This window comes from Citrobacter braakii, from assembly GCF_009648935.1.
GTDB classification, from domain to species: Bacteria; Pseudomonadota; Gammaproteobacteria; order Enterobacterales; family Enterobacteriaceae; genus Citrobacter; species Citrobacter braakii.
On sequence record NZ_CP045771.1, the window covers coordinates 3,484,381 to 3,509,143 of the forward strand.

The 24,763-nt window shown below is 52.3% G+C and carries 25 protein-coding genes; 13 read left to right on the forward strand and 12 right to left on the reverse strand.

The features are described from left to right. Positions 1–28: 28 nt before the first annotated feature. Positions 29–1,312, forward strand: a complete 1,284-nt coding sequence (gene clcB, locus GFC06_RS16260; RefSeq protein WP_153690378.1) for a voltage-gated ClC-type chloride channel ClcB — start codon at positions 29–31, stop codon at positions 1,310–1,312. Here clcB and bioD read toward each other — a convergent pair. The 3 genes from bioD to GFC06_RS16275 all read right to left on the reverse strand — a co-directional run bounded on the left by bioD (position 1,274) and on the right by GFC06_RS16275 (position 4,342). Continuing rightward, positions 1,274–1,969 (reverse strand): dethiobiotin synthase, encoded by a 696-nt coding sequence (gene bioD / locus GFC06_RS16265; RefSeq protein WP_016153046.1) that lies wholly within the window; start codon positions 1,967–1,969, stop codon positions 1,274–1,276. The genes clcB and bioD overlap by 39 nt on opposite strands. Positions 1,970–2,094: 125 nt before the next feature. Further along, the gene (gene mlc / locus GFC06_RS16270; protein ID WP_016153045.1) at positions 2,095–3,315 is read right to left on the reverse strand and encodes a sugar metabolism global transcriptional regulator Mlc; all 1,221 of its coding nucleotides are present in this window, start codon (positions 3,313–3,315) and stop codon (positions 2,095–2,097) included. A 118-nt stretch (positions 3,316–3,433) separates the two neighbouring features. Continuing rightward, on the reverse strand, positions 3,434–4,342 hold the full coding sequence (locus GFC06_RS16275) for a LysR family transcriptional regulator (protein ID WP_047500483.1): 909 nt from the start codon (positions 4,340–4,342) through the stop codon (positions 3,434–3,436). Between the two features lie 107 nt (positions 4,343–4,449). On the opposite strand from GFC06_RS16275, the gene GFC06_RS16280 reads away from it, so the two are divergent. After that, positions 4,450–5,703 (forward strand): MFS transporter, encoded by a 1,254-nt coding sequence (locus GFC06_RS16280; protein WP_047500485.1) that lies wholly within the window; start codon positions 4,450–4,452, stop codon positions 5,701–5,703. Positions 5,704–5,736: 33 nt separating this feature from the next. Here GFC06_RS16280 and GFC06_RS16285 read toward each other — a convergent pair whose 3' ends face one another. The 3 genes from GFC06_RS16285 to GFC06_RS16295 form a co-directional block, all read right to left on the reverse strand. Further along, the gene (locus tag GFC06_RS16285) at positions 5,737–6,423 is read right to left on the reverse strand and encodes a CPBP family intramembrane glutamic endopeptidase (protein ID WP_047500488.1); all 687 of its coding nucleotides are present in this window, start codon (positions 6,421–6,423) and stop codon (positions 5,737–5,739) included. Between the two features lie 152 nt (positions 6,424–6,575). Continuing rightward, positions 6,576–8,066, reverse strand: coding sequence for a sensor histidine kinase (locus GFC06_RS16290; protein ID WP_153690379.1), 1,491 nt, complete (start codon positions 8,064–8,066; stop codon positions 6,576–6,578). Continuing rightward, positions 8,063–8,785, reverse strand: coding sequence for a response regulator transcription factor (locus tag GFC06_RS16295; RefSeq protein ID WP_153690747.1), 723 nt, complete (start codon positions 8,783–8,785; stop codon positions 8,063–8,065). Before GFC06_RS16295 ends, GFC06_RS16290 begins: the two co-directional genes overlap by 4 nt. Positions 8,786–8,974: 189 nt before the next feature. On the opposite strand from GFC06_RS16295, the gene msrP reads away from it, so the two are divergent. From msrP to GFC06_RS16320, 6 genes are all read left to right on the forward strand, one after another. Next, on the forward strand, positions 8,975–9,979 hold the full coding sequence (gene msrP, locus GFC06_RS16300; RefSeq protein ID WP_153690380.1) for a protein-methionine-sulfoxide reductase catalytic subunit MsrP: 1,005 nt from the start codon (positions 8,975–8,977) through the stop codon (positions 9,977–9,979). Next, the gene (gene msrQ, locus GFC06_RS16305) at positions 9,980–10,606 is read left to right on the forward strand and encodes a protein-methionine-sulfoxide reductase heme-binding subunit MsrQ (protein WP_153690381.1); all 627 of its coding nucleotides are present in this window, start codon (positions 9,980–9,982) and stop codon (positions 10,604–10,606) included. 46 nt (positions 10,607–10,652) lie between these two features. Continuing rightward, positions 10,653–12,140 (forward strand): carboxypeptidase M32, encoded by a 1,488-nt coding sequence (locus GFC06_RS16310; protein ID WP_153690382.1) that lies wholly within the window; start codon positions 10,653–10,655, stop codon positions 12,138–12,140. A gap of 137 nt (positions 12,141–12,277) precedes the next feature. Further along, complete coding sequence (gene asr / locus GFC06_RS16315; RefSeq protein ID WP_003028934.1) at positions 12,278–12,673, forward strand: acid resistance repetitive basic protein Asr; 396 nt, start codon at positions 12,278–12,280, stop codon at positions 12,671–12,673. Positions 12,674–12,759: 86 nt separating this feature from the next. After that, complete coding sequence (gene ydgU, locus GFC06_RS23620; protein ID WP_049259791.1) at positions 12,760–12,843, forward strand: small membrane protein YdgU; 84 nt, start codon at positions 12,760–12,762, stop codon at positions 12,841–12,843. A 100-nt stretch (positions 12,844–12,943) separates the two neighbouring features. Further along, a complete protein-coding gene (locus GFC06_RS16320) occupies positions 12,944–13,765 on the forward strand; it encodes a trypsin-like serine peptidase (protein ID WP_016153036.1) in 822 nt (273 codons plus the stop codon). Positions 13,766–13,799: 34 nt separating this feature from the next. Here the strand turns inward: GFC06_RS16320 and mdtI are convergent, their stop codons facing one another. From mdtI to GFC06_RS23625, 3 genes are all read right to left on the reverse strand, one after another. Beyond that, positions 13,800–14,129, reverse strand: a complete 330-nt coding sequence (gene mdtI, locus GFC06_RS16325) for a multidrug/spermidine efflux SMR transporter subunit MdtI (RefSeq protein ID WP_016153035.1) — start codon at positions 14,127–14,129, stop codon at positions 13,800–13,802. Beyond that, a complete protein-coding gene (mdtJ, locus tag GFC06_RS16330; protein ID WP_161623250.1) occupies positions 14,116–14,481 on the reverse strand; it encodes a multidrug/spermidine efflux SMR transporter subunit MdtJ in 366 nt (121 codons plus the stop codon). Before mdtJ ends, mdtI begins: the two co-directional genes overlap by 14 nt. A gap of 107 nt (positions 14,482–14,588) precedes the next feature. Continuing rightward, positions 14,589–14,759 carry a protein YdgV gene (locus tag GFC06_RS23625; protein WP_085951052.1) on the reverse strand — a complete coding sequence of 57 codons (171 nt, stop codon included), beginning with the start codon at positions 14,757–14,759 and terminating at the stop codon, positions 14,589–14,591. 138 nt (positions 14,760–14,897) lie between these two features. Here GFC06_RS23625 and GFC06_RS16340 point away from each other — a divergent pair, with 138 nt between their 5' ends. Next, positions 14,898–15,932, forward strand: coding sequence for an AI-2E family transporter (locus GFC06_RS16340; protein ID WP_153690383.1), 1,035 nt, complete (start codon positions 14,898–14,900; stop codon positions 15,930–15,932). Between the two features lie 841 nt (positions 15,933–16,773). Here the strand turns inward: GFC06_RS16340 and pntB are convergent. Beyond that, complete coding sequence (pntB, locus tag GFC06_RS16345) at positions 16,774–18,162, reverse strand: Re/Si-specific NAD(P)(+) transhydrogenase subunit beta (protein WP_016153031.1); 1,389 nt, start codon at positions 18,160–18,162, stop codon at positions 16,774–16,776. A 10-nt stretch (positions 18,163–18,172) separates the two neighbouring features. Continuing rightward, positions 18,173–19,702 (reverse strand): Re/Si-specific NAD(P)(+) transhydrogenase subunit alpha, encoded by a 1,530-nt coding sequence (gene pntA, locus GFC06_RS16350; RefSeq protein WP_029139532.1) that lies wholly within the window; start codon positions 19,700–19,702, stop codon positions 18,173–18,175. Between the two features lie 525 nt (positions 19,703–20,227). Here pntA and ydgH point away from each other — a divergent pair. From ydgH to folM, 3 genes are all read left to right on the forward strand, one after another. Then, positions 20,228–21,172: a DUF1471 family protein YdgH gene (gene ydgH / locus GFC06_RS16355; RefSeq protein WP_016156455.1), complete on the forward strand. Its 945-nt coding sequence runs from the start codon at positions 20,228–20,230 to the stop codon at positions 21,170–21,172. A 244-nt stretch (positions 21,173–21,416) separates the two neighbouring features. Further along, positions 21,417–22,799 carry an amino acid permease gene (locus tag GFC06_RS16360; protein WP_016153028.1) on the forward strand — a complete coding sequence of 461 codons (1,383 nt, stop codon included), beginning with the start codon at positions 21,417–21,419 and terminating at the stop codon, positions 22,797–22,799. A 36-nt stretch (positions 22,800–22,835) separates the two neighbouring features. After that, positions 22,836–23,558 carry a dihydromonapterin reductase gene (gene folM, locus GFC06_RS16365; protein ID WP_153690384.1) on the forward strand — a complete coding sequence of 241 codons (723 nt, stop codon included), beginning with the start codon at positions 22,836–22,838 and terminating at the stop codon, positions 23,556–23,558. Here folM and GFC06_RS16370 read toward each other — a convergent pair. Further along, positions 23,555–23,890 (reverse strand): GlpM family protein, encoded by a 336-nt coding sequence (locus GFC06_RS16370; RefSeq protein ID WP_016153026.1) that lies wholly within the window; start codon positions 23,888–23,890, stop codon positions 23,555–23,557. The two genes, folM and GFC06_RS16370, sit on opposite strands and share 4 nt — an antisense overlap. A 117-nt stretch (positions 23,891–24,007) precedes the next feature. Between GFC06_RS16370 and rstA the strand changes: the two genes are divergently transcribed. Next, positions 24,008–24,751: a two-component system response regulator RstA gene (gene rstA, locus GFC06_RS16375; RefSeq protein ID WP_153690385.1), complete on the forward strand. Its 744-nt coding sequence runs from the start codon at positions 24,008–24,010 to the stop codon at positions 24,749–24,751. The last annotated feature ends 12 nt before the right edge of the window (positions 24,752–24,763 follow it).

Genomic DNA, 24,763 nt, shown 5'->3' on the forward strand with positions numbered 1-24,763 from the left:
GCGTCTGAAATTTCCTGTCTGGCCACTCATGCATCATTTACATGCTTATCCTGACCTGCGCGCCATGTTCCGCCGCCTGCTGATTGCTGCGCTGATTGGTATCCTTGCTGCGTTGGCCGTCGCAGGATTTCGCCACGCCATGCTCCTTCTTGAATGGTTGTTCCTGAGCAATGACACAGGGAGTCTGGTCAACGCGGCAACAAACCTTTCCCCTGTAAGACGCATGCTGACACCTGCGTTAGGAGGGCTGGCGGCGGGTTTGCTGCTTTGGGGATGGCAAACGTTCAACCGGTTACGCCCGCAGGCTCCCACTGATTACATGGAAGCCTTGCAAACTAACGGACAATTTGACGTCAGTGCAAGCCTGGTGAAATCGCTGGCCTCGTTACTGGTCGTCTCCAGCGGGAGCGCCATCGGGCGCGAAGGTGCCATGATTTTACTGGCAGCGCTGGCAGCCTCCAGCTTTGCTCAACGCTTCACCACGCGCACAGAATGGAAGTTATGGATTGCCTGCGGAGCCGCTGCGGGTATGGCCGGAGCGTATCATGCCCCACTGGCGGGCAGTCTATTTATTGCTGAAGTGTTGTTTGGCACCTTGATCCTCGCGTCACTGGGACCGGTGGTGGTATCCGCCGTCGTCGCCTTGCTCACCACCAATATGCTGAGCGCCAGCAATGCGCTGCTGTATGCCGTGCACTTCACACGGGAACTGCATGCGCTGGAATACGTCATGATCATCAGCACCGGTCTGGCTGCCGGCGTTTGCGGACCGCTATTCATGTGGCTGATGACCGCCAGCCATAATGGGTTTTTGCGCTTAAAACTCTCGCCCCCGTGGCAACTGGCGCTCGGCGGGCTGATCGTTGGCCTGCTGTCATTGCTCACGCCTGCGGTCTGGGGTAACGGCTACAGCGTGGTGCAGTCATATTTACTCTCCCCACCGCTGCTGGCCGTGGTGAGCGGGATCTTCATCTGCAAATTACTGGCGGTGCTTGCCAGCAGTGGTTCCGGTGCGCCTGGCGGTGTGTTTACGCCAACGCTGTTTGTCGGTCTTTCGGTGGGTATGCTGCTGGGACGAGTGTGGGGATTATGGCTTCCGGGTCCGGATGAGATTGCCATTCTGCTGGGATTAACGGGGATGGCCACGCTGCTGGCAGCGACCACGCATGCGCCAATAATGTCGACACTGATGGTTTGTGAAATGACCGGGGAGTATCGTCTGCTCCCCGGATTGCTGATTGCCTGTGTGGTGGCGTCTGTGCTGTCGCGAACGTTACGCCAGGACTCTATCTACCGACAACACGCTGCCTAGCATTGACAGACGGATGTACTGAGACAGCTCGCGCTGCTCTGCACGAGGTAGATAAGGCAGTTCACCGATCAGCGGTGCGGGTAATTTTTTGCCCAGCACATCAATGATTTCCGCATAATGTGCCAGCCCCGGGTTGATTCGGTTCGCGACCCAGCCAATCAAAGGCAGTCCGTCGCTGGCAATCGCCTGCGCGGTGAGAATGGCATGATTAATACAGCCTTCCTGGATACCCACCACCATCAGCACCGGCAGTTGTTCCTGCACCACCCATTCAGATAACGGACGCAGATCGTTCATCAGGCTCCGCCAGCCTCCGGTGCCTTCCACGACAACGTGATCCACTTTTTCGCTGAGGCTTGCGAGGCCGTTGGATAACAGGGTGTAATTGACCGGACCACTATGCGCTACGCTGCTTTCATCCTCACTCAACGCAATCGGGTTGACCGCCTCGTAGGGCAATTCGATAGTAGACACGCTTTGCAGCACCAGCGCATCTTTGTTGCGCAGACCTTCAGGTGTCTCTTTGCTTCCTTTGGCAACGGGTTTGTAGCCCGCAACGCTTTTACCCCCTGACGCTAACGCTTGTAGTAATGCGCGGGAAACCACGGTCTTCCCAACAGAAGTGTCTGTACCTGTAATAAAGAAACGCTTCAGCATCACTAACTCCACCGTTATGCTTTGAAAATATAAGTCAGGAAAATAATACAGTGGAGAAAGTCTAAGGTATGACGACGAGAATCGGCTTGAGATAGCGCAATTTTTCGTACAACAGTTAAAAAATGTTAACCCTGTAATAGACGAATCAACAAAGAACCGTTATACATCGCGTCCTTCACGAGCGCCGCCCCTGCCATCGTCCCTTGATTGGTGAACTGCGTACTTTCGACGACAATATGCTGACTGTAGGCCGGGAGCGCTTGCTGACGAATGCTGTCAGCAATAGTGGGAAACAAAATATCCGCCGCTTTACTGAGCGGAGAACCAATCAATATCTTTTGCGGGTTGAACAAATTCACCATGATGGCAAGAATCCGTCCGACATGGGTCCCGACGCCGCTAATGATATCTTTCGCCAATAAATCCCCCTGCATCGCCGCCAGACACAGCGCGTCTACCGTTAACGGTTGGCCGTGTAGAGAAGAACTCATCGACTGCTTCAACCGTACCTGTGCCAGTTCGAGCACGCTGTCGACGCTGGCGATCGTTTCCAGGCAACCATGGTTGCCGCAATAGCAGCGTTTGCCGTAGGGGTCCACCTGGGTATGACCAATTTCCACCAGGCTACTGCTGCCGGCATGCAGTAGATGACCGTCGGTGATTACCCCGGCCCCCACGTTATGATCGATCACCACCTGAATGACGTCGCGCGCGCCGCGCGATGCGCCAAAAAGCGCCTCGGCCATAGTCCAGGCGCTGATATCATGCTGAATATAGACCGGCACGCCGGTATGATTTTCAAGCGCTTCACCCAGCGGCATCTCTTTGACATCGTCGTAGAATGGCATGCGATGAACGATACCGTTTTCAGTATCAATAATGCCGGGTAAGGTAATGGCGATGGAGGTTAAGCGCTCCAGCTTTTGCTGGTGGCGGATGAAAAACTGATCGACCTGGGTAATAACGCGTTCCAGCAATGGTGTTTCACTGACCAGCGCCATTTCAAGACAATCTTCAACCACCAGTTTGCTGCTCAGATCGCGCAGCGCCAGAAAGATCTCGCCGCGACTGATACGAATGGATAAATAGTGCCAGGCTTCCGTTTCCACAACCAGCCCAACGGCCGGACGTCCACGGCTGCCCGCTTCCTTGATTTCCAACTCTTGCACCAGGTGCGCTTCGAGCATTTCGCGGACAATTTTAGTAATACTGGCAGGTGCCAATTGTGCCAGGCGAGAGAGATCAATACGCGATACCGGACCCAGCTGATCAATCAGGCGATAAACCGCGCCCGCATTGGTCTGCTTAATTTGATCGATATGCCCAGGCTGACTATCAGCAACCACCACTTACTCCCTTTATTTTCGCGCTCCGAAATAATCTGCGGGCTATGGTGAAGCACTTCAATGGCTTCCGTCAACTTTTTACTTAGCCTTGTGATTTACTGCACATTTTCGCCCATTTTTAAACTAAATTAATCGCCTGAACGGCCGCCAGCAGTTGCTCGCGAAAGCGTTGCGCGGCGTGACTTTGCTCATGATGTTTTGGCCACACTAGCCACATTTCCGAAACGGCATCTTCTTCCGCTATCGGGATCCAACACATTTCATACAATTGCACCCGTTTAAAGGAAGCGGGAAGAATGGAAACGCCTAATCCTGCGGCCACCAGCCCGATGATAGTCATCGCCTCACCAACCTCCTGAGTGATAGTCGGCTTCAGTCCATAGCGACGCATGAGGCCAAGAATATCGTCATACAACCCCGTCCCCACATGCGGATCAAAAAAGACAAATGGCTCATTGGCCAACTCCGCCAATGTGACCACCGGCTTTTGCGCCAATGGATGCGTGCGCGGGATCATCGCCATCAGCGGCTCATGCAGAATGATTTCACGCTCCAGCGTTTCCGGAAGCTGCGTGTTGCGCAGAAGTCCCAAATCCAGCGTTCCTTCATTGAGCGGGGCAATTTGCTCGCGCGTGTTCATTTCACGGGTTTGCATATGTACAGCGGGGTAGCTCTGGCGAAATAGGGATAACGTATCTGAAACCGCTTTGATAAACGGTGCCGATGACGTAAAGCCGATACGCAATTCCCCCGCTTCTCCCAGATGCAGACGCTCAGCCCTTGCAGCGGCCTCATTAACCAGCCCCAGGATCTGCCGACTGTCTGCCAGAAACTGCTTTCCGGCAGAGGTCAGCGCCACGCTGCGGTTAGTGCGCGCCAGAAGTCGGGCGCCGACCTGCTGCTCGAGGATCTGGATTTGCTGGCTCAGCGGCGGTTGCGAAATATTCAGCCGTGCCGCCGCCCGGCCAAAATGCAATTCTTCGGCAACCGCTACAAAGTAACGTAAATGACGCAGCTCGATATTCATATTTTTAAGATATCATTTGAGATTATTAATATATTAGACAGAATAATGTGATTTTCATACTCTTAATGCTAGTCATGTAGAGGTAATTGATTGAGCAAGGATTACAAGTGAGCCGTACAACCACTGTCGATACCGCGCCGACAAGCGATGTTGATGAACAGAGAGTTACCCCGCCGGATAGTTTTATCAAACGCGGAACATCCCCATTTATGCGCGTCACGCTGGCGCTGTTTTCTGCCGGACTGGCGACATTTGCTCTCCTCTATTGCGTGCAACCCATACTGCCAGTGCTCTCGCACGAGTTTGGGGTCTCTCCCGCCAGCAGCAGTATTTCGCTTTCCATCTCAACGGCGATGCTCGCGATCGGTTTACTGTTTACCGGTCCACTTTCCGATGCGATAGGCCGCAAGCCGGTGATGGTTACCGCCCTGCTGCTCGCATCCTGTTGTACGTTGCTTTCGACGATGATGACCAGCTGGCACGGTATTTTAATCATGCGTGCGCTGATAGGTCTTTCGCTCAGCGGCGTGGCGGCAGTGGGAATGACCTATCTGAGCGAGGAAATACATCCCAGCTTCGTCGCCTTCTCAATGGGCTTATATATCAGCGGTAACTCGATTGGTGGTATGAGTGGCCGTTTGATAAGCGGCGTGTTTACCGACTTTTTTAACTGGCGTATCGCGCTGGCGGCGATCGGTTGTTTTGCCCTCGCCTCCGCGCTGATGTTCTGGAAAATCTTGCCGGAATCTCGTCATTTCAGACCCACATCGCTGCGACCGAAAACGCTGTTTATCAACTTTCGTTTACACTGGCGCGACAGAGGGTTGCCGCTGCTGTTTGCGGAAGGTTTTTTACTGATGGGGTCGTTTGTCACGCTGTTTAATTACATCGGCTACCGTCTGATGCTCTCGCCGTGGGAACTCAGCCAGGCGGTTGTCGGTCTGTTGTCCGTAGCCTATCTGACCGGGACCTGGAGCTCACCGAAAGCGGGGTCGATGACCACCCGCTATGGACGTGGTCCGGTAATGCTCTTTTCAACCGGCGTGATGCTGATTGGACTGTTGATGACCCTGTTCACGTCGCTGTGGCTGATCTTCGCCGGGATGCTGCTCTTTTCAGCCGGGTTCTTTGCCGCGCACTCCGTGGCAAGCAGTTGGATTGGACCACGGGCAAAACGCGCTAAAGGCCAGGCATCTTCCCTGTATCTGTTCAGCTATTATCTGGGTTCCAGTATTGCCGGTACGCTGGGTGGCGTATTCTGGCACAGCTACGGCTGGAACGGCGTGGGCGGATTTATCGCTCTGATGCTGGTGCTGGCGTTGCTGGTCGGTGCACGTCTGCACCATCGTCTGCACGTATAATCCACGTTGCCCGGGTTCCGGGCATCGCCTTCATCAACCATGCTGTAACGTCTGAGCCCCCATTTGCAGGGCAATAACCGTCCCGTTCATCGCTATATGCAGAATAACCGGCATCAGCAGGCCGTTGCTTTTCAGTCTGGCGATGATCAAAACCTGCGACACAAGAAACAGCATCAGCAACGTGCGCAGATCCACATACTGCGTATGCATGATGGCAAAAATGACCGATACCACCACCGACGACAGCCAGGTTTTATTATTGAACCAATACTGGAATGCGTTGAATAAACAGCCCCTGAAAACAATCTCTTCATACACTGGCGCAATAAATATCAGGGTCAGAGTAGATAACCACAGCGCGTAGCTGTTTAGGGATATCTGGCTGGTCACCCACGCTTCGGTTTGTCTGAGGCCCAGAAACCATGGCAGGATAAGCTGAATAAACAGCAGCGCCACGAACAAAATGGCAAACCACCTGGCGTTGAAAATTCCCTTTCCCAGCCCCTCTCTTTTTCTGAAGAAGAAGTAATACAGCGGGACCAGCACAACAAATTCCAGCGCAAACAGCAGCGGAAAAAGTAGCCCTTTGGCAAGCAGAACCTGGCTGGCGGGGAAAAACAACGGAATAAACGTGAGGCCAAACATCAGCAAAAACATGGTAAAACAGCCAGCAACCGCTTTGGTCCTGACGATATACAGGTTGTCGGCATCCTGTGACATACGATCTCCTTGCGCTTATCAAAGATAACTTGATGAATTATCAATACATGATAAAAATTCTCATTATCACTGACAACCTACCAACATTTACGCAATGCCCACGGTTTACAACGCGTATAGCGTTACAGACTCTTTTCAGCGGAACATTCTCATCAGCCACTCAGTGGGGATTCCGCCAGCGGCAACGAAAAACGGAAACAGGCCCCTGCCGTCGAATTAATCAGGCGGATATCTCCCCCATGCAGTTCGAGCATTCTGCGCACGATCAGTAAGCCCAGACCACCACGCTCAGCCCGCTGCTCACGGGGTAGTAACGCCGTCGGGCGCTGAAATAATACTTCGCGAACAGCCTCTTCGACGCCAGGCCCGCTGTCCTGCACTTCTGCTAACAAGCGGTCTTCATCACGCCAGACTTTTAGCCACACTTCGCCCCCGTCAGGCGTATGACGGATAGCGTTATCCAGCAAATTCGTGACGATTCTTTCCATCATCGATAAATCGGCATTCACCAGCGGTAACGGACCAATTACGTCAAGGTGCAACTGCAAATGACGCGTGGCAACGGGTAGATCAAATTTCTGCGCCACATCCTGGATCAGCTCGCCAATAGCAAAACGTTCACGCTGCGGTTTTATGCCGCCATGCTCAAGTCTCGCCAGCTCAAAAAGCTGTTGTGACAGATGGCGAACCTTATGCCCCTGGCGCAGTGCAATACTAAGATAATGCCGGTTTTCCTCCGGCGTCATCGTATCGGCTTTCAGCGACAGCATTTCCAGATACCCCAGCAGTGAAGTGAGCGGCGTACGTAAATCGTGCGAAATATTGGCGATAAACTCTCTGCGCTGACGATCGCTGTCAGCTAATAAATCCCATTGTTGGGCAATTTTCTGTGCTAACTCAATAAATGCATTGTTCAGCAACGCAATTTCATTCGCCGGAGCTAAATCGGGCTTTTTCTGCGCTAGCTGTTTGATGACGCTAATGCTGTCCTGCTCCAGATTAACCACCTGTCCGGTCAGCCTTTTCACCGGATTCGTCACCCATCTCCACACCAGGTACCCCGCGATTGCACCGGCTAATAAAACCAGTATTAACGTCCCGGTCACGGTGTTCCAAAGCGTTTTTTGCCAGGCGGTATTCGCCAGCATATTGAGATCTTCGCCCTGGAGAATAATGTACAAATAGCCATGCAGCTTGCCGTTAAATAAAACTGGCGCAGCGCTGAATACCTTTTGCTGGCTGCTGCGCGGATCATTGCCATAGACGGGCAGCTCGTCCGAATTAAGGAAAACCTGGATCGGCTGTACGCTAATGTTCTGGCGCTGAATATGCCCAGGCGGAGCGGCATCAGCAAGTATCTCGCCTGACGGTGAAACCAGATACAGCTCCACGCTAGGGTTGAGCGTCATCAGGTGATTGAACAGTCCTTTTAAGGTCTGCCGATTAACCTGCCCGCTGGCATCAATAAGCGACTCACTTTTGACAATCTTGCTCGCCAATTCCAGCGAGAGCCTTTGCACCATGGCGTCGCCATACTGTTTACTGCTGCGGATCTGGACAACGCTGACCGCAACCGCGCAAATCAACATAATAGCGGTAAAGACCAGGGTCAGACGCTGGCTCAGCGACAATCGATAAATCATGGTTGATGCTCCGCGTTAACCGCAGCAAGCTTATAGCCCCGTCCCCAAACGGTAAGAATAATTTCCGGCTCCGCAGCATCTTTTTCAATTTTGGTGCGCAGGCGATTAATATGACTGTTCACCGTATGCTCATATCCTTCGTGCTGGTAGCCCCACACCTGGTCTAACAACGCCTGACGCGAAAAGACCTCCCCGGGATGGCGGGCGAAAAAATAGAGCAGATCGAATTCACGCGGCGTTAAATCGAGGGATTTACCCTGCAGGCGGACTTCCCGGGCTAATGGATCAATCTCCACACCATGGACGGTGATAATCCCCGCCTCCACACGCAGGTTCTGACTCATCGCCTCCTGACGGCGAAACAACGCCTTCACCCGGGCCATCAATTCCAGCACCGAGAAAGGTTTGGCTAAATAATCATCGGCGCCCATTTCCAGCCCCAGTACGCGGTGAGTTTCACTGGTGCGAGCGCTGATAATAATGACAGGTAGATAGAAGCTCATTTGCCGAATGCGACGACAAATTTCCAGACCGTCCACGCCCGGCAGCATTAAATCGAGGATAACGGCATCCCAGACATGCTTCTCCAGTAGCTCGACCGCACGTGCCCCATCAGCCTCATGAATAATTTCGTACCCCTCATCCTTCAGGCTAAGTTGCAAAAGTGAGGCGATATCGCTGTCATCTTCCACCAAAAATATCTTTTTCGCGCCTGCCATCAGTGTCATCCCCCTCTCGTCATGCTGAAAGCTTACCTCAGGCAAGGGGCGGAAGTTATCACAAAATTTTTAACTTTTCGTGAGGAATCAGGGATACGCATGCGTCCAGTATGTCGTTATAGATAGGTCAGGCATCAACAGGGAAACGTCGATTTGTTTTCCTTAACATGAAAATAAAAAGGAAAAGTTATGCAGAAAAAACATCCACTTCGGGAAGCTGATGTTACCGCCGAGTCCGTTTTTTTTATGCAACGACGACAGATCCTCAAAGCTCTTGGGATAGGCGCGGCGGCGGCTTCGTTCTCTTCCCCGACACAGGCCGGTCTGCTGAATTGGTTTAAAGGCAACGATCGCCCGTCTGCACCAGCGGGCAAACCGCTCGAGTTCACAAAACCCGAGATCTGGCAAAACAATCTGCCCTTGACGCCGGAAGGCAAGGTAACGGGCTACAACAATTTCTACGAATTTGGTCTGGATAAAGCCGATCCTGCCGCGAATGCCGGTAGCCTGAAAACCGATCCCTGGACGTTAACCATCAGCGGTGAAGTGAACAAACCTTTAACGTTGGATCATGATGCGCTGACGACTCGTTTTCCATTAGAAGAGCGTATTTACCGGATGCGCTGCGTTGAGGCGTGGTCGATGGTTGTACCGTGGGTCGGCTTTCCTTTGCATAAATTATTGGCGCTGGTTGAACCCACCAGCCACGCCAAATACGTCGCCTTTGAAACACGCTACGCGCCTGATGAAATGCCCGGCCAGAAAGATCGCTTCATTGGTGGCGGGTTGAAGTATCCCTATGTTGAAGGTTTACGTCTGGACGAGGCCATGCACCCGCTTACCCTTCTGACCGTGGGCGTGTATGGCAAAGCGTTGCCGCCGCAAAACGGGGCGCCAATACGCCTGACCGTACCCTGGAAGTACGGCTTCAAGGGCATTAAATCGATAGTCAGTATTAAGCTGACGCGTGAACAGCCGCCGACGACCTGGAATATGTCGGCACCTAACGAATACGGTTTTTACGCCAACGTCAATCCGCAAGTCGATCACCCCCGCTGGTCTCAGGCCACAGAGCGTTTTATCGGTTCGGGTGGCATTCTCGATGTACAGCGACAGCCCACGTTGCCTTTTAATGGTTATGTCGATGAGGTGGCTTCTTTATATCAGGGCATGGATCTACGGGAGTATTTTTAAGTGAGGTTAACCGCAAAACAGATAACCGGCCTGAAAGTACTGCTGCATCTCGCCGGTTTATTACCCCTGCTATGGCTCTTCTGGGCCGCACAGCATGGTGAGTTGGGGGCCGACCCGGGTAAAGATATCCAGCACTTTACGGGCATCACCGCGCTGAAGTTTCTGCTTGCTACCCTGCTGGTGTCACCGCTTGCCCGCTACGCAAAGCAGCCGTTGTTGTATCGCACCCGTCGATTATTAGGGTTATGGTGTTTTGCATGGGCCTCGCTGCATATGACCAGCTATGCGCTGCTGGAGTTGGGTATACAAAATCTGGGATTATTGGGACGTGAACTGGTTTCACGCCCATGGCTAACGTTGGGCATGACTGGTTGGATAATCTTATTCCTGCTGACGCTGACCTCCACGCAAGCCGCGCAGCGTAAAATGGGCAAACGCTGGCAAACGTTGCACAACTACGTCTACCTGGCGGCCGTTTTGCTTCCGCTGCATTATCTGTGGTCGGTAAAAGTGTTATCACCGCTCCCCATTATTTATGCCCTCTGTTTTCTCGTGCTACTGGCTTTTCGCTATAAAAAGCTGTTACGCAAAGTCGGGTTCAAAGGTGTGTTTATGAAAAGTGAATGAATCACGGTAAACTTCTCATCACACCTAAACAGAACGAGAACAAAAAATGAGTAACAATGATAATTACCATCAGCTCACCCGCACGTTCCAGCGGCTCTCTCGCTTCTCCCACCTCTCGGCAATCGCCAGTTGGGACATGTTTACCATGATGCCATCTGGCGGCAGCAAAGCTCGCGGCGAAGCACTGGCCGAGCTGAGCGTGCTTGAGCACCAGTTGTTAACCGACCCGAAGGTGGCAACGTGGATCGCCGCAGCCCAACAGGAAGACCTTAACGATGTTGAGCAGGCCAACCTGCGCGAAATGTCGCGACTGCATCATCAGGCATCCTTACTACCTGAATCGTTGGTAGAAGCGAAATCACTCGCGGGTAGCCGCTGCGAGCATGCCTGGCGCAGCCAGCGACCAGCGAATGACTGGGAGGGATTTTCCGAAAACCTGAAAGAGGTCGTGAAGCACAGTCGTGAAGAAGCCCGGCTGCGTGCCGAAGCCACAGGTTGTTCGCCTTATGACGCGCTACTGGACATTTTCGAACCAGGGATGACCAGTGCCCAATTGGATGTCCTGTTTGCAGACGTTAAGAGCTGGTTACCGGATCTGCTCAACAAGGTGGTGGCAAAGCAGTCTCAGCAGTCGCTCATCGCCCCGGTTGGTCCTTTCCCAACCGCAATCCAGCGAGAGTTAGGCCTTGAAACGATGGCGCAGTTGGGATTCGATTTTACGGCTGGTCGACTGGATATCAGTGCGCACCCCTTCTGTGGTGGCGTACCTGAAGATGTGCGTATCACCACCCGCTATGATGAAAACGAATTACTTAGCGCGCTGTTTGGCGTGATCCATGAAACCGGTCACGCCCGCTATGAGCAAAATCTGCCGCGCAGTTGGTCAGGGCAACCTATCGCCCTGGCTCGCTCAACCGCCATTCATGAGTCCCAGAGTCTGTTCTTTGAGATGCAACTGGGGCGTAGTAAAGCATTTCTGACGCGGTTAATTCCTGCTGTGACGCGCCACTTTGGCGATCAGGCTGCGTTTGAAGAAAGCAATTTCATCGCCTGGAACCAGCAGGTTAAACCCGGTTTTATCCGTGTCGATGCCGACGAGGTGAGCTATCCTGCTCACGTTATCCTGCGTTATGAAATCGAACGCGCGCTCATTAATGGCGATATTGAAGTGGATGATATCCCGGCATTGTGGAATGAGAAAATGCAGTCCTGGCTGGGGCTGTCAACCATCGGCAACTATCGTAACGGTTGTATGCAGGATATTCACTGGACCGATGGCGGCTTTGGCTACTTCCCTTCCTATACTTTAGGCGCCATGTATGCGGCGCAGTTATTCAGTGCCGCTAAGCGCGCATTGCCTGATTTAGAGCAGTCTATTGCGCAAGGTGAGTTTGGTGCCCTGTTTGACTGGTTACGTCAGAATATCTGGCAGCATGGCAGCCGTTTTACCACTGAACAGCTTATTACCCAGGCCACCGGAGAGCCGCTCAGCAGCCGTTATTTCCGCGCTCACCTGGAAGCCCGCTATTTGTAATCTCATACCGTGAGTCATTGTACATATCGTTACACGCCGAAACCAATGACTCACGGAAGCCCTGTGATTACAGCGATATAGTTATTTCAACGGCCCCGCAGTGGGGTTGAATGAAAAACCAAATCGAGGGTATGAGAATGAAAAAAGTATTAGCTCTGGTTGTTGCCGCTGCTATGGGTCTGTCTTCTGCTGCATTTGCTGCTGAAACAACTGCTACCACCGCTCCGGCTGCTGCAGCAACCACCAAAGCAGCTCCGGCAAAAACCACTCATCATAAAAAACAGCACAAAGCAGCACCGCAGAAAGCGCAGGCTGCCAAGAAACACGCTAAAAAATCCACCACAAAACCGGCTGTAGAACAGAAAGCGCCAGAGCAGAAAGCACAGGCAGCTAAAAAACACACCAAAAAAGCAGCGACCAAACCCGCTGCAGAACAAAAAGCACCAGAGCAGAAAGCTCAGGCAGCTAAAAAACACACCAAAAAAGCCGTAAAACACGACACCGCTAAACCCGCTGCTCAACCAGCTGCATAACACATTTGTAGTTACTATGGCGTCCCCCACGCCATAGCATACGGCGCTAAATCGACCTGATTTAGCGCCGCCTTTTGGAGGGTAAAATGGTGTCACATTACCGCTTTGAGTTCATTCTTATTACCCTGATAATTTGCGCCCTCATTGCCATGCATTTTTATCTTTCCTGAGTGTAGTTATCTGATTTTACTCCCACTTTCCCGCCGTCCCGTCTATAGTATTAACTGAGGGTTTGCTGTTAAAAATCATAATTCCCCACCAGAGTGTGATATGCATAAAACCATTGCTGTGTTACTGGGTTCAATTTGTTTACTTCCTGTCGTTGCGCATGCGGACCAGCCTGCAACGGCCAGCGCTGAAGCAGAAAACGTAAAAACGCTGTTTTTTGGTCATGACGATCGCATAAAAGTGACTGACCCAACGCAATCTCCATGGGACGCTATCGGGCAACTGGAAACCGCCAGCGGTAACCTGTGTACCGCCACGCTCATTTCACCACGACTGGCACTGACTGCCGGACACTGCTTACTCACCCCCCCGAAAGGCAAGCCGGATAAAGCCGTGGCATTACGCTTCGTGTCGAAAAAGGGTGTCTGGCGCTACGAGATCCACGGCATTGAAGGACGGGTAGATCCCTCGCTCGGAAAACGTTTAAAAGCCGATGGCGATGGCTGGATTGTGCCGCCTTCCGCGGCCCCGTGGGATTTTGGTCTGGTGGTGCTGCGTTACCCACCTTCTGGCATCACACCGCTGCCATTATTTGAAGGTGATAAAGCGGCATTAACCGCGGCGCTGAAAACCGCAGATCGTAAAGTTACGCAGTCGGGTTACCCGGAAGATCATCTCGATGACTTGTACACGCATCAGGATTGCGTGGTGACCGGTTGGGCGCAGAATACCGTCTTGTCGCACCAGTGCGATACACTCCCGGGCGACAGCGGTTCACCATTGATGTTGAAGACAGATACTGGCTGGCAGTTGATTGGTGTACAAAGCTCCGCTCCGGCGGCGAAAGATCGCTGGCGGGCCGATAATCGCGCCATATCCGTGACCGGTTTTCGCGATAAGCTGGATGAGTTGGCGAAGGAATAACCTATGCTGCCCGTAGTAACGGGCAGCACTGAGATCAGGCAAGTTTAATCATTACCATTCCGGCAAGCAGCAGCGCCAAACCGATCCAGCCTTTATGATTCAGGCGCTGACCAAACAATACCCAACCTGCCGCTAACGTCGCGGCAATCCCGAAGCCGCCCCACAAGGCGTAGGCAACAGAAAGGTCGATACCTTTTACCGCCTGGGACAGCGCGCTAAAGGCCGCTAACACGGCTGCCAGCGACAGCACGCCATAAGTCTTGCGGCGAAACCCATCTGAAAATTTCAAAAAAACGTTAGCGACGATTTCGAGCACAATGGCTATGCCAAGCCATGCGCCGTGAACCCACTCAAACTGCTGCATGGCTCACCTCTCTGCCCGCCTTTGTCGGTTTTCGTGTACCGGATTTAATCAGCACAATACCTAACACCAGCGAGACCAGTCCAGCCACCTTCATCGTGGACAAGGTTTCGTCAAATAACAGCACGCTGAACAGCGTAATAAATAAAATACCGATACCTTCCCATAAGGCATAGGCCACACCAAGGGCAATTTTTTTAACGGCAAAACTGAGAAAAATATACGATAAGGCAATCATTACCAGCATTAAAATAAAGCCCGAATTACCATGGCCGACGCTTGCCCATTTCATTGACAGCGTACCAGTAATTTCAGCCGCGATGGCCAGACCTAATAATATCCAGTAAAACATAATGCTTCTCCTGCTTGAGAATATAGTCCTTTGGGCCTACTGCATGCAGTAAACCAAAAAATAAAATTAGTTAGCTCAGCGCACAGCGCCAGCTCAGGCAGAAGAAGGGACTAAAGCGCGTTGCGCCAGTGTTGCTCACCCGCAAGCAAGAAAGTGGAGGAGGTACGAAGAAGTGAAGGTAAACGCAAAAACATCCTGAACATATTGTCCATAATATTACAATTATCCGCAGTGTTGCTTCTCATCATCGCGGATGATAATTGTCCTCGGTAGTTAAACACAGATGATTTGTACCATAGCTTCAATGCGAACTCAAAGTCTTTTCACTTCTTTACCTGCCCCATTTGATTTTTGTTATAACGGCTCGACGCAAATCACATTATTATTCAGATTCAAAAATGAAAAATGCAGGAATACACATGGCGAAACCGATCATCACGCTTAACGGCCTAAAAATAGTCATTATGCTGGGCATGCTGGTTATCATCCTGAGCGGCATCCGTGTTGCCGCAGATATCATCGTCCCATTTATTCTGGCGTTATTTATTGCCGTCGTGCTTAACCCCGTGGTGCAGCGGATGGTCAAACTTCGCATACCGCGCGTAATAGCGGTATCATTGCTCATTGTTATTATTGTGATGCTAATGGTGTTGCTATTAGCGTATTTAGGTACTTCCTTAAATGAGCTTGCGCGAACGCTGCCGCAGTATCGCTCTTCACTGGTTATCCCACTCAAAAACCTTGAGCCGTGGTTACAGCGCGCAGGGATCGGCGTTTCCGTGGATGAACTCGTCAAATATATCGACCCGAACGCGGCAATGACGCTGGTGACCAATTTACTGGCGCAGTTGTCTAATGCCATGTCATCGATATTTTTACTGCTGTTGACGGTGGTTTTTATGCTGCAGGAAGTACCGCAGTTACCCAACAAACTCAAACAAATGATGAGTCGTCCCATTGAGGGAATGGCGGCGATTCAACGCGCCATCGACAGCGTATCCCACTATCTGGTGCTCAAAACGGCGATCAGCATTGTGACCGGGCTGGTAGCCTGGGGCATGCTCGCCGCACTCGACGTGCGTTTCGCTTTTGTCTGGGGACTGCTGGCGTTTGCGCTCAACTATATTCCTAATATCGGTTCGGTGCTGGCCGCCATTCCCCCTATTGCTCAGGTGCTGGTATTTAGCGGCCTTTATGACGCCCTGGTGGTTTTCGCAGGTTATCTGGTCATTAACCTGGTGTTCGGGAATATCCTCGAACCGCGGATCATGGGGCGTGGACTTGGGTTGTCTACGCTGGTGGTGTTTCTGTCGTTAATCTTCTGGGGCTGGTTACTGGGGCCTGTCGGGATGCTGCTTTCTGTACCGCTGACCATCATCGTGAAAATCGCGCTTGAACAAACCAACGGTGGTCAAAGCATTGCAGTGTTGCTGAGCGATCTCAATAAAGAATGAATATACACGGCGTTTTACGGTGATTAGACGGTTAAAACCGTATGGGTTTATGAGTGGTAATCATGAATAGCGAAGTATTAAAAAATAACGGCCTCCGCAGAGGTTATGCCCGTCAGTTAATCATTATGGAGAACATGTGATTTTGGCTCAGGGTTCCGTTCACCTCAGTGGTATCAATTCTATGAGGCTCAGATACCCGTGAACGCGCAAGGGAGGCTCACCGCCGCCTCCCTTGCAACCCAGGCTCCCGGCGGGAAAATCGTCGCTGCGCGATTCATTCGTCTTATGCCGTCTGCCTGTCGGGTCGGGGCCGAGCCTGCGTCCCTGCAGGCCGTCCCCTCTGCCCGCATCCCTGCGGGCAGACCCGGTCAGCCGTCAACGCCTCATCGATTTTCAGCCGGACCGGGGTCATCGCTGCAACGCACTGACTTCCAGTTAACTCTGTTTTGCTGTTCAGATAAAAAACGCAGGTGGTCAGGTGTGGGCTGGTCCGGCTGAAAATTGCCGACGTGTTTCCGGAAGGCCGGGAGAACCCGCAGGGATGCGGGTTCAGGGCGCGTTTTGCAGGGACGCTACCTCGCGCCCGGCCCGTTAGCCTGAAGGAATAAGCGGAGGGTATTGCGCAGCAACAATTTTCCCGCCGGGAGCCGGGATTGTTAAGGGTACGGCGATAGTACCCTTAACACGTTCACAGGTCGTATTGCCTCAGAGAAGTGACAAACATAAGGTGAACGTAGCAATATACCGGAGGCAACAGATTCATTACCTCCGTATGTGCCACTCATCCTCGTTAACTGACAAGCATTACCTCCGCAGAGGCCGTCTTAGTTTGCGCTGACGATTACAGCGCTTTCAGGATCGCATCCACGCTGGCTTTGGCATCGCCAAACAGCATATGGGTGTTTTCTTTAAAGAACAGCGGGTTCTGCACGCCAGCATAGCCGGTGTTCATAGAACGTTTGAACACGATAACGTTCTGCGCTTTCCATACTTCCAGCACCGGCATACCGGCGATTGGGCTACGCGGATCGTCCTGCGCCGCCGGATTTACCGTATCGTTGGCGCCAATCACCAGCACGGTATCGGTATCGGCGAAATCATCATTGATTTCATCCATTTCCAGCACGATGTCATAGGGTACTTTGGCTTCCGCCAGCAGCACGTTCATATGACCTGGCAAGCGCCCTGCTACCGGGTGAATACCAAAGCGTACCTTGATACCGCGCGCGCGCAGTTTCTCGGTGATTTCAGCGACCGGATATTGCGCCTGTGCCACGGCCATGCCATAGCCCGGGGTGATTATCACGGAGTGCGAGTTCTTCAGCATTTCTGCCGTGTCTTCCGCATTAATCTCACGATGCTCACCGACTTCTTCATCAGACCCCGTAGAAGAACCATCAGAACCAAAGCCACCGGCAATCACGCTGATAAACGAACGGTTCATCGCCTTACACATGATGTAAGACAGGATCGCACCGGAAGAACCGACCAGCGCACCGGTGACGATCAGCAGATCGTTGCTGAGCATAAAGCCCGCCGCCGCCGCCGCCCATCCTGAATAGGAGTTAAGCATTGAAACGACGACCGGCATATCCGCACCGCCGATGGACGCCACCAGATGCCAGCCAAAGGCTAACGCAATAATGGTCATCACCAGCAGCGCCAGAACCTGCAGGCCCACGCTTTCGGTACGAACAAACACCACCAGCAACAGGAAAGAAACAACCAGCGCCGCCAGGTTCATTTTGTGACGATTCGGCAACATCAGCGGTTTAGAGGAGATCTTACCGCGCAGTTTGCCAAACGCCACCACGGAACCGGTAAAGGTCACCGCACCGATGAAGATACCAAGGAACACTTCCGTCAGGTGAATGTTCACCAGAATCGGTTCCAGGCCCGTGTCGTGATACAGGTAGCTGTTGAAACCCACCAGTACCGCCGCCAGACCGACGAAGCTGTGCAGAATCGCCACCAGCTCCGGCATCTCGGTCATCTCGACTTTCTTCGCCAGACGAATACCAATCGCGCCGCCGATGATCATCGCCACCAGGATCCACGCAACGTTGCCGGTCTCCGGGCCAAAAATCGTGGCAATCAGCGCAATCGCCATCCCGGCGATACCGTAGTTGTTACCCTGTTGAGAGGTTTCGTGTTTCGAAAGCCCCGCCAGGCTGAAAATAAACAGGATCGCGGCAACAATGTATGCAGCTGTAACTAATCCTCCAGACATATGTTACCCCTTAGTTTTTCCGGAACATTTTCAGCATGCGCTGAGTCACGGTGAAGCCACCGAAAATATTAATGCTGGCAATAAGCACCGCGATAAAGCTCAGGAAACTCACCCAGCCACCCTGGCCTATTTGCAATAACGCCCCGACAACGATGATCCCGGAGATAGCGTTTGTCACGGACATCAGCGGAGTGTGTAATGCGTGCGACACATTCCAGACCACGTAGTAACCCACTACACAGGAAAGCGCGAACACCGTAAAGTGACCCAGGAACTCTTTCGGCGCGACATCAGCAAGCCAGCCAAACAGTATGACGACCAGTGCCATCAACGCATATTTGCGCCACGGTGAGGCCGGTTTTTTCTCTTCTTTCGGCGCGGGCGCGGCTTTTGGCGCAGCCTGCGGCTGAGCTGAAACCTGGATAGGCGGCGCAGGCCAGGTGATTTCACCCTCGCGAACCACCGTAACACCACGTACGACCACGTCGTCAAAATCGACGGTGATATTGCCGTCTTTCTCTTTGCACAACAGCTTGAGCAGGTTAACGAGGTTCGTGCCATAAAGCTGGGAAGACTGCGTCGGCAGTCGGCCTGGCAGGTCGGTATAACCGATAACCTTCACCCCGTTCTCGGTGGTGGTCACCTGGTTGGGCACGGTATATTCGCAGTTACCGCCGTTTTGCGCGGCGAGATCGACAATCACGCTGCCCGCCTTCATCGAATCGACCATTTCACGGGTGATCAGTTTCGGTGCAGGTTTGCCCGGAATCAACGCGGTGGTAACGATAATATCAACGTCTTTCGCCTGCGCGGCGAAGAGCGCCATTTCGGCTTTGATGAACGCTTCGGACATCACCTTGGCGTAACCGTCGCCGCTGCCGGCCTCTTCTTTAAAGTCCAGTTCGAGGAACTCAGCGCCCATACTCTGAACTTGTTCTTTCACTTCCGGACGGGTGTCAAAAGCACGAACGATAGCGCCCAGGCTGTTTGCCGCACCGATAGCTGCCAGACCTGCCACACCCGCACCAATCACCATGACCTTGGCAGGTGGAACCTTGCCCGCGGCGGTGATCTGGCCGGTGAAGAAGCGGCCAAATTCATGAGCGGCTTCAACAATGGCACGATACCCGGCGATATTCGCCATCGAGCTTAAGGCATCCAGCGACTGCGCGCGCGAAATACGCGGCACGGAGTCCATCGCCATAACCGTCACGTTGCGCTCTGCCAGCTTTTGCAATAGCTCAGGGTTTTGCGCGGGCCAAAGAAAACTCACCAGCGTCGTGCCCGGGTTGAGCAACGGGATTTCCGCCTCTTCCGGCGCGTTGACCTTCAGGATGATCTCTGACTGCCAGACGGCATTTCCGTCAACAATTTCTGCGCCTGCTTGTACAAACGCCTTATCGTCAAAACTTGCCAGTTGACCTGCACCGCTTTCAACCGCGACGCTGAAACCCAACTTAAGCAGCTGCTCAACCGTCTTCGGCGTAGCTGCGACGCGGGTTTCATTGGTTAACCGTTCTCTTGGTATGCCAATTCGCATAATGTTCCCTTCCATCTGTATTTGTGATGATGGTTTATCAATGTTCGCACGAGGCATGCGCGCACTCTCGAAAGAGGTCAGTGTTACCCCAATAAAATAAAACAGTAACAAACTCTGTATAACCTACTGAAAATGACGCCTGTGATCTAGCGCCAAAAAACAGTATTTATTATGAAATTCGCGAAATAGAGATGAATCGGACCGCTGGCAGATAAAATACCCTAAAAATAGTCCACAAAGGCCGATAATTCGCTCAAGCGAAGCGGCAAAACATGATTACGTGCCTGCCAAAAACAATTGATTAACATTAAATTAACTTATGAAATTCAACTGCTTTATCAGTTTTGGTCGCCAAACGCCGAAATTTTCGACATATCACAAAATGTTATCTGTGTTGTTACGTCACGTGGCACGATGAGTGAAAATTGACGCAGACACTGACACAATTTAAATGCAATAATCAGCGACGTTTCTAGTCAATAACAATACCAGTACCTGGTTTGCGCAAGGCGAAGGATTATTTTTATGAAGCTTAAGAACACTCTCCTGGCGTCCGCACTTATTTCTGCGACTGCTTTTTCTGTAAATGCAGCGACAGAATTGACGCCGGAGCAAGCGGCTGCCCTGAAACCCTATGACCGCATTGTGGTTACCGGTCGTTTTAATGCTATCGGTGACGCGGTGACCGCCGTATCACGCCGTGCAGATAAAGACGGTGCAGCCTCCTTTTATGTTGTTGATACCTCAGATTTTGGCAGCGGCGGTAACTGGCGCGTTGTAGCCGACATCTATAAAGCCGATGCTGAAAAAGCGGAAGCGTCCAAAAACCGTGTCATTAACGGCGTGATGGAATTACCGAAAGATCAAGCCGTTCTGATAGAACCATTCGATACCGTTACGGTGCAGGGTTTCTACCGCAGCCAGCCTGAAGTGAACGATGCCATCACCAAAGCAGCGAAAGAGAAAGGCGCTTACTCCTTCTACATCGTGCGCCAGGTCGATGCCAACCAGGGTGGTAACCAGCGTATTACCGCATTCATCTATAAGGCTGATGCGAAAAAACGCGTAGTACAAAGCCCTGATGCGATCCCAGCAGATTCAGATGCCGGACGTGCCGCATTAGCCGCCGGTGGCGAAGCCGCGAAGAAAGTTGAGATCCCAGGCGTTGCGACTACCGCGTCTCCGAGCGCTGAAGTCGGTCGTTTCTTCGAAACGCAATCCACCAAAGGTGGGCGTTACACTGTCACGCTGCCGGATGGAACCAAAGTTGAAGAACTGAACAAAGCAACCGCCGCTATGATGGTGCCGTTCGACAGCATCAAGTTCACCGGTAACTATGGCAACATGACTGAAATCTCTTACCAGGTTGCCAAACGCGCAGCGAAGAAAGGCGCTAAGTATTATCACATCACCCGCCAGTGGTCTGAACGTGGTAATAACATGACCATCAGCGCTGACCTGTATAAGTAATACTCAATACCTTATCAGGTCTACAGCCTTGTAGACCTGATAATTTCCCGCCATTCTCCCCTCGGGCGAAACAAAAACAGCAGTATTAAGACTACTTTTCACACTATTAGTCACAAATCTCTCTATCCCCATTGCATGCGTTCTCTTCTCTCCGTAAAATCCCGCGCCTTAGTGGCTTTCACCATTTTTATGCGGTTTGCCAAAATAATTATTCTCTCACTCTCGTTTTTGTCACTGGATACAAATGGAAAAGAAATTGGGTCTGAGCGCACTCACCGCGCTGGTTTTAAGCTCAATGCTCGGCGCTGGTGTTTTCAGCCTGCCACAAAATATGGCGGCGGTAGCAAGCCCGGCTGCATTACTGATTGGTTGGGCGATTACCGGTGCGGGTATCCTTTTGCTCGCCTTTGCCATGCTGATTCTGACGCGTATCCGTCCTGAACTGGATGGCGGCATATTTACCTATGCACGTGAAGGTTTCGGTGAGCTGATTGGCTTCTGCTCCGCGTGGGGATATTGGCTGTGTGCTGTTATCGCTAACGTTTCGTATCTGGTGATTGTTTTCTCTGCGCTCAGCTTCTTTACCGACACGCCGGAGTTACGTCTGTTTGGCGATGGTAATACCTGGCAGTCGATTGTTGGCGCATCGGTGCTGTTGTGGGTGGTCCATTTTCTGGTGCTGCGTGGTGTGCAAACGGCAGCCAGTATTAACCTGGTGGCGACGCTGGCGAAATTACTGCCGCTTGGTCTGTTTATCGTGCTGGCGTTTATGCTGTTTAAGCTCGACACCTTTACCCTCGATTTTACCGGCGTAGCGTTGGGCGTTCCCGTCTGGGAGCAGGTAAAAAACACCATGCTCATCACCCTGTGGGTTTTCATCGGTGTGGAAGGCGCGGTGGTGGTTTCAGCTCGTGCCAGAAACAAACGCGATGTCGGACGCGCTACGCTGCTGGCGGTACTCGCCGCGCTGGGCGTTTATCTGCTTGTCACCCTGCTGTCTCTGGGCGTTGTCGCACGTCCCGAACTGGCGGAGATCCGCAACCCGTCAATGGCCGGTCTGATGGTGAAAATGATGGGGCCATGGGGTGAAATTATTATTGCCGCAGGCCTGATTGTCTCCGTGTGCGGTGCTTATTTAAGCTGGACGATTATGGCGGCGGAAGTGCCGTTCCTCGCCTCCACGCACAAAGCGTTTCCACGCATTTTTGCGCGGCAGAACGCGCAAGGCGCGCCATCGGCGTCGCTGTGGCTGACCAACATCTGCGTACAGATTTGCCTGGTGCTGATCTGGCTCACAGGTTCCGACTACAATACGTTATTAACCATCGCCTCAGAAATGATTCTGGTGCCCTATTTACTGGTCGGCGCATTTCTGCTGAAAATTGCCACTCGTCCAATTCATAAGGCTGTCGGTATCGGAGCGAGTATTTATGGCATATGGTTATTGTATGCGTCAGGTCCGATGCACCTGCTGCTGTCTGTGGTGCTGTATGCGCCAGGGCTGCTGGTTTTCCTTTATGCCCGTAAAACACACGCGCATGAAAACGTATTAAAACGCCAGGAAATGGCGCTGATCGGCCTGCTGCTTGTTGCTGCTGTTCCGGCGACCTGGATGTTGATGGGGTAACATTGTCCCCATCGTTCGCGACACATGGAGATTACGATGGGTAAAAAACCCCCTTTGCCAATTCTTATCACCGGAGGAGGTCGACGTATCGGCCTCGCCGTCGCATGGCACTTTATTAATCAAAAACAGCCAGTTATCGTCAGCTACCGTACGCATTATCCGACTATTGATGGCCTGCGAGATGCGGGCGCGCTGTGTATCCAGGCTGATTTTTCCACCGATGAGGGCGTACTGGCCTTTGCGGATGAGGTCAAAGCACAGACGGATGGCCTGCGCGGTATTGTGCATAATGCCAGTGCCTGGCTTGCAGAAAAGCCCGGTGCGCCGTTAACCAAAGTGCTGTCAGCCATGATGCAGATTCACGTCAATACCCCCTACCTGCTCAACCACGCGCTGGAAGGATTGCTGCGCGGGCATGGACATGCGGCAAGCGATATTATCCATTTTACAGATTATGTCGTGGAGCGTGGCAGCGATAAGCACATCGCTTATGCAGCCAGCAAAGCGGCGCTGGACAACATGACCCGCTCGTTCGCGCGCAAACTGGCACCAGAAGTGAAAGTGAACGCGATTGCCCCCTCGCTAATCCTGTTTAACGAGGGTGACGATGCAGAGTATCGTCAGCAGGCATTGAACAAATCACTGATGAAAACAGCGCCGGGTGAAAAAGAGGTCATTGATTTAATTGACTATCTGTTGACCAGCTGTTTTGTCACCGGGCGTAGTTTTGCCCTTGATGGCGGGCGTCATCTGCGTTAGTGCAATTTAATCCAACAAAAAATAAGCAACCATGCGCTCAGGCCCCAGCACACCACTGAACCGCCGAGCGCAACGGGTAAGCGCATAAATCCGGTGAAATACCACAGCGAAACGAGGTAGACAAAATAGGGAATAATCGACCACATGCTGAAGACAATGGTTGTACGCAACGCTTCGATCCCACGTTCACTGGCCACGATATAGTGGGCAATCAACGCAAAGGTCGGGAACAACGGAATTAATCCGGCAATATAGTAGTTCTTTGTTTTCGCCAGCACACCAATCAACACCACCACCAGCGCACCGAGCGCCGCTTTTATAACGAGTCCCATCACTCTGCCTTAACACATCAATAACATCAGCCCCTAGCATAACGGAAGCGTTCTTGTTTAGAAAAGATTAATGGAAGGAAAAACCAGGGCGGTGTATGTTGGCGTTTTATATTCAAAATGAATGATATGAACACCATCGTATTTGTTGAAGATGATCCCGAAGTTGGCTCGCTGATTGCGGCCTATCTGGCCCGGCATGATATTGAGGTTATCGTTGAGCCTCGAGGTGATTTGGCCGAGGAGAAAATCCTGCAAGTTCAACCCGATTTGGTGTTATTAGATATCATGCTGCCGGGCAAAGATGGGATGACTATCTGCCGCGATTTGCGTGGACGCTGGCAGGGTCCTATTGTCCTGCTCACCTCGCTGGACAGCGATATGAACCATATTCTGGCGCTGGAAATGGGTGCCTGTGACTATATTCTGAAGACAACGCCGCCAGCAGTGCTGCTTGCTCGCCTGCGTCTGCATCTGCGCCAGAATGAACACTCAGTCCAGTCTAAAGGCATTCAGGCGGCAACCATCACGCCGCACACGACGCTGCGCTTTGGCACACTCACTATCGACCCTACCAATCGTTCCGTGCTGCTCGGCGGCGAGCAAGTCTCACTCTCCACCGCAGATTTTGAATTACTGTGGGAGCTGGCAACCCATGCCGGGCAAATTATGGACCGCGATGCGCTGCTGAAGAACCTGCGCGGCGTAAGTTATGACGGCATGGATCGCAGCGTTGATGTCGCGATTTCCCGGTTACGCAAAAAACTGCTCGATAACGCGACTGAACCCTATCGAATCAAAACGGTGCGCAACAAAGGTTATCTGTTCGCACCGCACGCCTGGGACGATGAGTCTCAAATGTAATCCCTCCGGGCC

Excerpts from the sequence above, each read along its gene's own strand:
- clcB (WP_153690378.1), top strand. The coding sequence starts at position 29 with ATGCATCATTTACATGCTTATCCTGACCTGCGCGCCATGTTCCGCCGC.
- bioD (WP_016153046.1), bottom strand. The coding sequence starts at position 1,969 with ATGCTGAAGCGTTTCTTTATTACAGGTACAGACACTTCTGTTGGGAAG.
- GFC06_RS16275 (WP_047500483.1), bottom strand. The coding sequence starts at position 4,342 with ATGAATATCGAGCTGCGTCATTTACGTTACTTTGTAGCGGTTGCCGAA.
- GFC06_RS16285 (WP_047500488.1), bottom strand. The coding sequence starts at position 6,423 with ATGTCACAGGATGCCGACAACCTGTATATCGTCAGGACCAAAGCGGTT.
- GFC06_RS16290 (WP_153690379.1), bottom strand. The coding sequence starts at position 8,066 with ATGATTTATCGATTGTCGCTGAGCCAGCGTCTGACCCTGGTCTTTACC.
- GFC06_RS16295 (WP_153690747.1), bottom strand. The coding sequence starts at position 8,785 with ATGGCAGGCGCGAAAAAGATATTTTTGGTGGAAGATGACAGCGATATC.
- msrP (WP_153690380.1), top strand. The coding sequence starts at position 8,975 with ATGCAGAAAAAACATCCACTTCGGGAAGCTGATGTTACCGCCGAGTCC.
- GFC06_RS16310 (WP_153690382.1), top strand. The coding sequence starts at position 10,653 with ATGAGTAACAATGATAATTACCATCAGCTCACCCGCACGTTCCAGCGG.
- asr (WP_003028934.1), top strand. The coding sequence starts at position 12,278 with ATGAAAAAAGTATTAGCTCTGGTTGTTGCCGCTGCTATGGGTCTGTCT.
- ydgU (WP_049259791.1), top strand. The coding sequence starts at position 12,760 with ATGGTGTCACATTACCGCTTTGAGTTCATTCTTATTACCCTGATAATT.
- GFC06_RS16320 (WP_016153036.1), top strand. The coding sequence starts at position 12,944 with ATGCATAAAACCATTGCTGTGTTACTGGGTTCAATTTGTTTACTTCCT.
- mdtI (WP_016153035.1), bottom strand. The coding sequence starts at position 14,129 with ATGCAGCAGTTTGAGTGGGTTCACGGCGCATGGCTTGGCATAGCCATT.
- GFC06_RS16340 (WP_153690383.1), top strand. The coding sequence starts at position 14,898 with ATGGCGAAACCGATCATCACGCTTAACGGCCTAAAAATAGTCATTATG.
- pntB (WP_016153031.1), bottom strand. The coding sequence starts at position 18,162 with ATGTCTGGAGGATTAGTTACAGCTGCATACATTGTTGCCGCGATCCTG.
- pntA (WP_029139532.1), bottom strand. The coding sequence starts at position 19,702 with ATGCGAATTGGCATACCAAGAGAACGGTTAACCAATGAAACCCGCGTC.
- ydgH (WP_016156455.1), top strand. The coding sequence starts at position 20,228 with ATGAAGCTTAAGAACACTCTCCTGGCGTCCGCACTTATTTCTGCGACT.
- GFC06_RS16360 (WP_016153028.1), top strand. The coding sequence starts at position 21,417 with ATGGAAAAGAAATTGGGTCTGAGCGCACTCACCGCGCTGGTTTTAAGC.
- folM (WP_153690384.1), top strand. The coding sequence starts at position 22,836 with ATGGGTAAAAAACCCCCTTTGCCAATTCTTATCACCGGAGGAGGTCGA.
- GFC06_RS16370 (WP_016153026.1), bottom strand. The coding sequence starts at position 23,890 with ATGGGACTCGTTATAAAAGCGGCGCTCGGTGCGCTGGTGGTGGTGTTG.
- rstA (WP_153690385.1), top strand. The coding sequence starts at position 24,008 with ATGAATGATATGAACACCATCGTATTTGTTGAAGATGATCCCGAAGTT.